This window comes from Billgrantia lactosivorans (genome assembly GCF_003254665.1).
GTDB classification, from domain to species: domain Bacteria; phylum Pseudomonadota; class Gammaproteobacteria; order Pseudomonadales; family Halomonadaceae; genus Halomonas; species Halomonas lactosivorans.
This window is the reverse complement of sequence record NZ_QHGY01000002.1, coordinates 559,032-568,636: the sequence shown is the minus strand read 5'-3', so window position 1 is coordinate 568,636 and position 9,605 is coordinate 559,032. Positions and strand designations below refer to the sequence as shown.

Sequence of the window (9,605 nt, the reverse complement as noted above, 5' to 3'; positions counted from 1 at the left end):
CTGGTCGCGGCGATGCGCACCAGCACTTCCCCGGCCTTGGGATCCTGGACATCGATTTCGGTGAGCTCGAGGGGCTTGCCCGCTTCGAGAGCGACGGCGGCACGCGACTTCATGCAGATCTCCTGATGGTGGGTAAACTATCCCTATCAGTCTAGGTGCGGCCAAGGCTATGATGATATAGAAACAACGACACAACATTATTCCAATAGAGCAATAATGGAGTGCCTATGGCTCGCTGGGATGGCATCGAGGCCTTCGTCGAAGTGGTCCGCCTTGGCACCTTTGCCGCTGCGGCACGCCAGCTTCACGTCTCCAACTCACACATCAGCCGACAGGTGGCTCAACTCGAGCAGGAGCTGGGGCTGCCGCTGCTCTACCGCACCACGCGTCAGATCCATCTCACCGACGCCGGCGAACGCTACTATGCCCGCTGCCGCGAACTGCTGGACGGCTTTCGCGAGGCCGAGACCGACCTGCAAAGTCTTCAGGAGCGCCCCCACGGCGTGCTCCAGCTCAGCTGCGCCACCACCTTCGGCGAGCGTTTCCTCGCCCCCCTGGTCAACGACTTCCTGGCCCTGCACCCACAGCTCGAGATGCGCCTGCACCTGACCAACCGCCAGGTGGACGTGATCGACGAGGGCTACGACGTGGTCATTCGCATGGGCACCCTGCAGGACTCCTCGCTGGTCGCACGGCGACTGTGCGAGCGCCACGAATACGTCGTGGCCTCCCCCGCCTACTTCCAGGGCATCTCGCACCCGCACTCGGTGGCGGAACTGGCGCACCACCGCTGCCTGATCGGCTCGCGCGATGTCTGGCGCTTCGACATCGAGGGCTTGCACCGCGAGGTCCGCGTCCAGGGCCCCTGGCAGGCCAATTCCGGGCTCGCGCTGCTCGATGCGGCGCTCAAGGGGCTGGGGCTGGCGCAGCTGCCCGACTACTATGTCATGCCCTATCTCGCCAGCGGCGAACTGGTCGAGGTGCTGTCCCGCTTCCAGTGCCGCGATGCGGGGGTCTGGGCGGTCATGCCTCGACACCGCCAGCACGCCGCCAAGGTGCGCCAGTTCGTCGACTACCTGGTCGAAAACCTGCCCGCCAGCCTGGCGCGGGCCTGCGCGATGACGAGAGAGTGAAAGAAAAAAGGCGCCCCGCAGGGCGCCAGGAAGAGGCTTGTCGACACCGTCACTTGAAGTTCTTGCGATACATCTTGATCGCCTCGCCGACGATACCGCTGCGGAAACTGAGCACGCAGAGCACGAAGATGGCGCCCAGGATCGGCCCGACCCAGTTGCCCAGCGGCGACTGGGCCAGCAGGTGCTGCAGGCTGACCACCAGCCCCGCTCCCACCACCGGGCCGAACAGCGTGCCCACGCCGCCGAGCAGGGTCATGAGGATCACCTCCCCGGACATGTGCCAGTGGGCATCGGTCAGCGAGGCGAGCTGGAACACCAGTGTCTTGGTCGACCCGGCCAGGCCGGCCAGGCCCGCCGAGAGGATGAACGCCACCAGCTTGTAGGCATCGACGTTGTAGCCAAGCGATACCGCGCGCGGCTCGTTCTCGCGGATCGCCTTGAGCACCTGGCCGAAGGGCGAGTGCACGGTGCGCTGGATCAGGGCGAAACCGAACAGGAAGATGGCGAAGACGAAGTAGTACATCACCAGGCTGTTGCGCAGGCTGATGATGCCGAACAGCTCGCCACGGGGCACGCCATGCAGGCCATCCTCGCCGCCGGTGAAGGGCGCCTGGATGTAGAAGAAGAACATCAGCTGCGCCAGGGCCAGGGTGACCATGGCGAAGTAGATGCCCTGCCGCCGGATCGACAGCGCGCCAAAGACGGCGCCCAGCGCCACGGCGGCGGCCGTGCCGCTGAGGATGCCCAGCTCGGGGGTGAGCGCCGGATAGCTCGACAGCAGGTAGCCGGTCACGTAGCCCCCGGTGGCGAGGAAGGCCGCATGGCCGAACGAGAGCAGGCCGGCATAGCCCAGCAGCAGATTGAAGGCGCAGGCGAACAGGGCGAAGCACAGCACCTTCATCAGGAAGACCGGGTAGGCGACGAAGGGTGCCACCAGACCGATCACGATCAGTGCCAGGTAGAAAGCGTTGCGGCGCAGGTTGGCGCGACGCTCGCGCTTCATGGAAGGCGTCATGGTTTGAGTCGTGGCCATGGCGTCATGCCTCCTTGCCGAAGAGTCCGGTGGGCCTGATCAGCAGCACCAGGATCATCACCAGGAAAATCACGGTATTGGCCGCCTCGGGGTAGTACACCTTGGTCAGCCCCTCGATCAGCCCCATGGCCAGGCCGGTGACGATGGCGCCCAGGATGGAGCCCATGCCCCCGATCACCACCACCGCGAAGACCACGATCAGCAGGTTGGAGCCCATGGTCGGCGAGACCGGATAGAGCGGTGCGGCCAGCACGCCGGCGAAGGCGGCCAGCGCCACGCCGAAGCCGTAGGTCAGGGTGACCAGCAGCGGCACGTTGACACCGAAGGCCTGCATCAGCGCAGGGTTCTCGGTGCCGGCACGCAGGTAGGCGCCGAGCCGCGTGCGCTCGATCATGTACCAGGTGAAGAGGCAAACGCCGATCGCCGCCAGCAGCACCCAGGCGCGATACTTGGGCAGGAACATGAAGCCCAGCTGGTAGCCGCCCGCGAGCGACTCGGGCGTGGGATAGCGGGCCCCGGAGACACCGAAGAAGTTGACCAGGGTACCCTCGAAGATCAGTGCCAGGCCGAAGGTCAGCAGCAGGCCGTAGAGGTGGTCGAGGTGACCGATGCGCCGCAGCAGCAGCCGCTCGATCAGCATCCCGGCCAGGCCCACGGCGAGTGGCGCCAGCAGCAGCGCGGCCCAGTAGTTGATGCCCAGGTAGCGCATGCCGAGCAGCGTGGCGAAAGCCCCCAGCATGTACATGGCCCCATGGGCGAAGTTGACGATCTTCAGCAGGCCGAAGATCACCGCCAGGCCCAGGCTCAGCAGGGCGTAGAAGGCGCCGTTGATCAGGCCCAGCAGGAGCTGGCCCGTGAACACCGCCAACGGCACGCCGAATATCATCGTCATGTCAGGTTCTCCTCGCCGTCAGAAGGCGGCGGCCATGGCCGCCGCCGACGTGCCATGCGTCAGTTCTGCACCAGGTCGCACTGGCTCTCCGACAGCGGGCGGTAGGCCTCTTCGGCGGGAATGGTGGTGAGGATCTCGTAGAGGTCCCATTCGTGGGTGGAATCCTCGGGCGACTTCACGCGCGCCAGGTACATGTCGTGCACCATGCGGCCGTCCTCGCGGATGCGGCCGTTACGCGCGAAGAAGTCGTGGATCGGCTGCTTCATCATGTACTCGCGCACCGTCTGGGTGTCGTCGCTGCCGGTGGCCTGGACGGCCTCCAGGTAGTGCATGGTGCTGGAGTAGATGCCGGCCTGGACCATGGTCGGCATGCTGCCCACGCGCTCGTAGTAGCGCTCGGCCCACTCGCGCGACTCGTCGTCCATGTTCCAGTACCAGCCGGTGGTCAACAGCAGCCCCTGGGTAGTGTCGAGCCCCATGGCGTGTACGTCGTTGAGGAACACCAGCAGGCCGGCGAGCTGCTGGCCGGCCTCGACCACGCCGAACTGGCTGGCGGTGTTGATCGCGTTGACGGTGTCGGAGCCGGCATTGGCCAGGCCGATGATCTTGGCCCCGGAGCCCTGGGCCTGGAGGATGTAGGAGGAGAAGTCGTCGGTGGGGAACGGGTGGCGCACCTTGTCGACGATGGTGCCACCGTTCTCGGTCACCACTTTCTCGACGTCCCCCTCCAGGGCATGGCCGAAGGCGTAGTCGGCGGTGAGCATGAACCAGGTGTCGCCGCCCTGCTCGACCACCGCGCGGGCGGTGCCGTTGGCCAGCGGGTAGGTATCGTAGACCCAGTGGACGTGGTTGGGCGTGCAGTGCTCGTTGGTGATGCTCGAGGCGGCCGAGCCGGAGACGATGCCGAAGCCGTCGTTCTCCTCCAGCACCTTGGTCACGGCGATGGTGACCGATGACGCCACCATGCCGGCCACCAGGTCGACATCGCGCTGGTCGATCCATTCGCGCACCGTGTTGGCGCCGACGTCGGCGCTGTTGCGGTCATCGGCGCTGAACACCTCGATCGGCGCCCCGTCGACGCTGCCGCCGAAGTCCTCGATGGCCATCTCCAGGGCCTCAAGGCCACCCGGACCGGCCAGGTCGCGATAGGTGCCGGACATGTCGGCGAGATAGCCGATGCGCACCGTGCCGTCGCTGATCTCCGCTTGGGCGGCGGTCGCCATGGCGGCGGTGGCGGCAATGGCGATGCTGCTGACGAGGGTCTTCTTGATAAAGGTCATTTTCGTCTCCATGGCCCAACTGGGCGGGTTGTTGTTGTCACGCGCACTGCGCGTTGGTCGCGATTCGCGGGTCACGAAATGGTGGTGGCGTCATTGCAGTCGTGGTTCTTGTTTCGCCTCATGGGCGCGGCTTGGGCTGGCCGACGGGCGATGCACGGCGAGCCCGGGTGCTCCGTCGGTCGGCTAGACCCCCAGCAGGGCATTGAGATGCTCACGCCGGGATGGCAGCTCGGCGGCACTGATCTCCTCGATGATCCGGCCGTGCTCCATGACGTAGTGGCGGTCCGCCAGCGGCGCGGCGAAGCGGAAGTTCTGCTCCACCAGCACGATGGTCATGCCTCGGTCGCGCAGCTTGACCAGCACCTCGCCCAGCTTCTGAACGATGACCGGGGCCAGGCCCTCGGTGATCTCGTCGAGCAGCAGCATGCGGGCACCGGTGCGCAGGATGCGGGCCATGGCCAGCATCTGCTGTTCGCCGCCGGAGAGGCGCGTGCCCTGGCTGCGGCGACGCTCGTAGAGGTTGGGAAACATCTCGTAGATCTCGTCGATCGACATCCCGCCGGAGCGCACCGTGGGCGGCAGCAGCAGGTTTTCCTCCACGTCGAGGCTGGCGAAGATGCCGCGCTCCTCGGGGCAGTAGCCGATCCCCAGCCGCGGGATGCGGTGCGCCCGCATGCCGATGGTCTCGGTGCCGTTGATCATGATCGAGCCGGTACGTCGCCCGACCATGCTCATGATCGCCTTGAGCGTGGTGCTGCGACCCGCCCCGTTGCGCCCCAGCAGGGTGACCAGCTCGCCGCGGCGCACCTCCAGGTCGACGCCGTGCAGGATGTGCGATTCGCCGTAGAAGGCGTGCAGGTTGCGGATGCGCAGCATCTCGGCACCGTCGTGCTCGCGGTACTCGCTGCGCGCCGGCTGTTCGACGACCTGGGTCATGCGCTGGCCTCCTCTGCTGCGGCCTCACTGCCCATGTAGGCCTCGCGCACCCGCGGGTCGGCGGATACCGTCTCGTAGTCGCCCTCCGCCAGCACGGCGCCACGAGCCAGCACGGTGATGCGATCGCACAAGCGGCTCACCACACTGAGGTTGTGCTCCACCATCAGCACCGTGCGGCCCTGGGCCACGCGACGGATCAGCTCGACGATGCGATCGACGTCCTCGGCGCCCATGCCCTGGGTCGGCTCGTCGAGCAACATCAGGGTCGGGTCCATCGCCAGGGTAGTCGCCACCTCGAGGGCACGCTTGCGGCCGTAGGGCATCTCCACCGTCAGCACGTCGGCATAGTCGCGCAGGCCGACCTCGTCGAGCAGCTCGACGGCACGCTCGTTGAGGTGCTCCAGGGACCGCTCAGACTTCCAGAAGTGAAAGGAGGTGCCGATCGGCCGCTGCAGCGCCACGCGCACGTTCTCCAGCGCGGTCATGTGGGCGAACACCGCGGAGATCTGGAACGAGCGCACCAGCCCGAGGCGTGCGATCTCGTTGGCCTTCATACCGGTGATCGGCCTGCCGCGGTAGAGGATCTCGCCGCGGGTCGGCGGCAGGAACTTGGTGAGCAGGTTGAAGACGGTCGTCTTGCCGGCGCCATTGGGCCCGATGAGGGCATGGACGTGCCCTTCCCGGACCTGCAGGTTGACGTCGTCCACCGCCGTGAAGCCACGGAACTGCTTGGTCAGCCCGCGAGTTTCGAGGATGAACTCCTGGGTCATGTGACGTCCTCTTTGGATCGCCTGCGGCGGTCCATTGCTGATTATTGTCGTTGTCGTGAAGGCTGCTTCTTGTGCTTGGCTCAGCCCGGACTTCTAACCTTTACGTTAACGTAAGCTAGAGGAGACGCACCCGCAGGGCAACCGTTCAAGAGTCTAACTCGACCAATGGCGTAGAGGCAGCCGAAATTCAATAGCTTGCAAACGAAAACGCGATGCCGTCCGGGCATCGCGTCGGGAGGGGATCGAGCGCGGCGCGAAGGCTGCCGCGCTGCGACTCATCAGCACTCGATGGCGTTCACGGCCAGCCCGCCACGGGAGGTCTCCTTGTACTTGTCCTGCATGTCGCGGCCGGTGTCGCGCATGGTGCGAATCGCCTTGTCGAGCGAGATGAAGTGCTCGCCGTCGCCACGCAATGCCATCTGGGCGGCGTTGATCGCCTTGACCGAGGCGATGGCGTTGCGCTCGATGCAGGGCACCTGAACCAGCCCGCCTACCGGGTCGCAGGTCAACCCGAGATTGTGCTCCAGGCCTATTTCGGCGGCATTCTCGACCTGGCCAACGCTGCCCCCCATGACCTCGGCCAGGCCCGCAGCGGCCATGGCGCAGGCCGAGCCCACCTCGCCCTGGCAGCCGACCTCGGCTCCCGAGATGGAGGCGTTCTTCTTGCACAGGATGCCCACCGCGCCGGCGGCCAGCAGGAAGTCGACCACGTCGCGCTCGCAGGCGCCGGACTGGAACTTCATGTAGTAGTGCAGCACGGCGGGGATGATCCCGGCGGCGCCGTTGGTCGGCGCGGTGACCATGCGCCCGCCGGCGGCGTTCTCCTCGTTCACCGCCAGGGCGAAGACGTTGACCCAGTCCATGGCGCCGAAGGTGGAGGCGATCAGGCTCTGGTCGTCCCGCGCCGCCAGCAGGCGACGGTGAAGCGCCGCGGCACGTCGCTTGACGTTGAGCCCACCGGGCAGCACACCCTCATGCTCGAGGCCGGCATCGACGCACGCCCGCATGGCCTGCCAGATGCGCCACAGACCGTCGCGCACCTCGGCTTCGCTGCGCCAGGCCTTCTCGTTCTCCAGCATCAGCTCGCTGATGCGCATGTCGTGCATGCGACACAGGGCCATCAGTTCGGCCGCCGAGTTGAAGTCGTAGGGCAGCGCGGTGTGGTCCTGGTCCAGCTCGCCGCGCTCGGCCTGCGCTTCGTCGATGACGAAGCCACCGCCGACCGAGTAATAGGTGTTGCGCCACAGTTCGCCGCCATGCCCATGGGCAATCAGCGTCATCGCATTGGGATGGTACGGCAGGCACTCCTCGTGCCATTGCATGTCGCGCGACCACAGGAAGGGGATCGCCAGGCGGCCATCGAGCATCAGGGTGCTGGCCTCGAGCAGCTCCTCGATGCACGGGGTGACGATGGCGGGGTCGATCTGGTCGGGGCGCTCGCCCATCAGGCCCATGATCACGGCGCGGTCGGTGCCGTGCCCCTTGCCGGTGGCGCTCAGCGAGCCGTACAGCCGCACCTCCATGCGCGCGACCCGCTCGAGCAGGTCCTCGTCGCGCAGTGCCTGGACGAAATCGAAGGCGGCCCGCATGGGCCCCACCGTGTGGGAGCTGGAGGGACCGATCCCGATCTTGAACAGGTCGAAGACACTGATTGCCATACACCACCTCGTGTGCTGCCAGCCGATCGCCTTGCGCCTCATGCATCAGTCTGGCTAAAACATGGTTGCCTTTACGGCAGGGATGACCTTATGTTGGTGGCGAATGCCGCGTTCGGCAAACGAGAATAACTGCTAGGGGCTATAGCAAAACTAAACCATGAGCCGCCTCCTGCATGCCCAGACCCACGCCTGGCTGAAGGTCTTCGCCGTCAGCGCCCGCCACCTCTCCTTCACTCGTGCGGCGGAGGAGCTGCATGTCACCACCGGCGCGGTTAGCCAGCAGATCAAGCAGCTCGAGGAGCGGCTGGGGTTCCGCCTGTTCCGCCGCCTGCCACGGCGCCTGGAGCTCACCGAGGAGGGCAAGCGGCTGGCTGCCGTGGTCGACGAGGCCTACCAGTCGGTCGGCCTCGAGGTGAAGCGCCTGCGCAGCGGCGTGATGAGCGGCGTGATTCGCCTGCGCAGCGTGCCGGCCTTCCTCAGCAAGTGGCTGATGCCGCGGTTGCCGCGGCTTCAGGCGCGCTTCCCCGACATCGAACTGCAGGTCATCGCCGAGGACAGCAGCCTGTCGCTGCGCGAGGGGGAGTTCGACCTGGCCATCGACCTCAACGACGGCTACTACCCGGGGCTGGCCATCACGCCGTTGATGGAGGAGGTGATCTTTCCCGTCTGCGCACCTGCGCTGATGCGCCGCCGCCCTTCCCTCGCCCGTCCCGAGGAGCTGGCCTGGTACCCGCTGCTGCATGACATCACCGCCTGGCGCGGCGGGCACCCCTACGCCGAGTGGGAACACTACCTGGCCGCCATCGAGGCGCCGCCGCTGAATGTGCGCCGCGGCTATACCTTCAACCGCCATCGGCTGACGATGGAAGCGGCGGTGGCGGGCATGGGGGTCGCCATCGCGCGGCAGGCCCTGCTGACCGACGAACTGCAGACCGGCCGCCTGATCGCGCCCTTTCCCCAGCGCATCCCGACCGGCAAGCGCTACGGCATCGTGCATACCAGTGGCGCCCTGGACGACCGCCGGGTCGCCGCGGTGCATGACTGGATCGTGGAGGAGGCCCGGCGCCACCAGGACCTGACCACGAGCGCCTGAGTGGTCGCAAGGGCCTGGCCGCTTGAGCCAATCACGACTAGAATGCCGTACTTTTCTTGCCGTGCCCTAGCCTTCATGCCACACAACAGACTCCCCCACCAGCCCTGGCCGATCAGCTTCACCGCTGCCTGCCTGCGCGCCACGCTCTATATCCTGCTCATCGCGGCCATGGTCCAGGGCACCTATCTGGAGGCACTCCACATCCAGGGGGGACGCTTCTCGGAGCGCGGCTTCACCGAGCTTGCCCAGAGCGCACTGCTGGCCCTCTCGTCACTCTTGCTGCTCTATACTCGGCAGGTGCTGAAAGTCATGCCCACCCTGACCCTGCTGATGTTCGCCTTCGTCTTCGCCTCCTTGATCCGGGAGCAGGATGCCCTGCTCGACCTGCATGTCCATGATGGTGCCTGGCAAGTGCTGGTAACGCTGGTGCTGCTGCCCTGCCTGGCCCTGGTGATATGGCGTCGCCAGCGCTTCGCGCAGGAGTTCATCGCCTACAGCAACAGCTTCTCGTTCGGCTTCTTCGCCTCCGGCTTCCTCGTCACCTACGTCTTCTCTCGCCTGTTTGGACGCAGCGAAATGTGGATGGCCATCCTCGGCGAGCATTATCAGCGCACCTTCAAGGACGCCGCCGAGGAGAGTACCGAACTGCTCGGCTACTGCCTGCTCCTGATTGCCGTCGTCGAACTGGTCCTGCTGGCCAGGCGCTGGCAGCGGTCTGCCCCCGCGTCGTGATCGACAACGCCGCTGGCGGAAACATGACCGCCCCAACGCAAGACGCCCGCAGCCATGGCTGCGGGCGTCTTGTCGGCT

9 protein-coding genes and 1 pseudogene are annotated in these 9,605 nt (G+C 66.2%); 3 read left to right on the top strand and 7 right to left on the bottom strand.

What is annotated here, in order from left to right:
* Positions 1-113: pseudogene (locus DIS04_RS08350) on the bottom strand (S-(hydroxymethyl)glutathione dehydrogenase); the annotation flags it as partial.
* Positions 114-227: 114 nt separating this feature from the next.
* Here DIS04_RS08350 and DIS04_RS08345 point away from each other — a divergent pair.
* Positions 228-1,133: a LysR family transcriptional regulator gene (locus tag DIS04_RS08345; RefSeq protein ID WP_111413294.1), complete on the top strand. Its 906-nt coding sequence runs from the start codon at positions 228-230 to the stop codon at positions 1,131-1,133.
* Positions 1,134-1,182: 49 nt separating this feature from the next.
* Here the strand turns inward: DIS04_RS08345 and DIS04_RS08340 are convergent, their stop codons facing one another.
* From DIS04_RS08340 to DIS04_RS08315, 6 genes are all read right to left on the bottom strand, one after another.
* On the bottom strand, positions 1,183-2,166 hold the full coding sequence (locus tag DIS04_RS08340) for a branched-chain amino acid ABC transporter permease (RefSeq protein ID WP_111413293.1): 984 nt from the start codon (positions 2,164-2,166) through the stop codon (positions 1,183-1,185).
* A gap of 4 nt (positions 2,167-2,170) precedes the next feature.
* Complete coding sequence (locus tag DIS04_RS08335; protein WP_111413292.1) at positions 2,171-3,058, bottom strand: branched-chain amino acid ABC transporter permease; 888 nt, start codon at positions 3,056-3,058, stop codon at positions 2,171-2,173.
* Positions 3,059-3,117: 59 nt separating this feature from the next.
* Positions 3,118-4,338: an ABC transporter substrate-binding protein gene (locus DIS04_RS08330; protein WP_111413291.1), complete on the bottom strand. Its 1,221-nt coding sequence runs from the start codon at positions 4,336-4,338 to the stop codon at positions 3,118-3,120.
* Positions 4,339-4,521: 183 nt separating this feature from the next.
* Positions 4,522-5,274, bottom strand: coding sequence for an ABC transporter ATP-binding protein (locus DIS04_RS08325; protein WP_245904522.1), 753 nt, complete (start codon positions 5,272-5,274; stop codon positions 4,522-4,524).
* The gene (locus DIS04_RS08320; protein WP_111413290.1) at positions 5,271-6,044 is read right to left on the bottom strand and encodes an ABC transporter ATP-binding protein; all 774 of its coding nucleotides are present in this window, start codon (positions 6,042-6,044) and stop codon (positions 5,271-5,273) included. The genes DIS04_RS08325 and DIS04_RS08320 overlap by 4 nt, the downstream gene beginning before the upstream one ends.
* 278 nt (positions 6,045-6,322) lie before the next feature.
* Complete coding sequence (locus DIS04_RS08315; RefSeq protein WP_111413289.1) at positions 6,323-7,702, bottom strand: L-serine ammonia-lyase; 1,380 nt, start codon at positions 7,700-7,702, stop codon at positions 6,323-6,325.
* Positions 7,703-7,859: 157 nt separating this feature from the next.
* Here DIS04_RS08315 and DIS04_RS08310 point away from each other — a divergent pair, with 157 nt between their 5' ends.
* Positions 7,860-8,795: a LysR substrate-binding domain-containing protein gene (locus tag DIS04_RS08310; RefSeq protein ID WP_111413288.1), complete on the top strand. Its 936-nt coding sequence runs from the start codon at positions 7,860-7,862 to the stop codon at positions 8,793-8,795.
* 75 nt (positions 8,796-8,870) lie between these two features.
* Positions 8,871-9,527 carry a hypothetical protein gene (locus DIS04_RS08305; protein ID WP_111413287.1) on the top strand — a complete coding sequence of 219 codons (657 nt, stop codon included), beginning with the start codon at positions 8,871-8,873 and terminating at the stop codon, positions 9,525-9,527.
* Positions 9,528-9,605 lie beyond the last annotated feature (78 nt).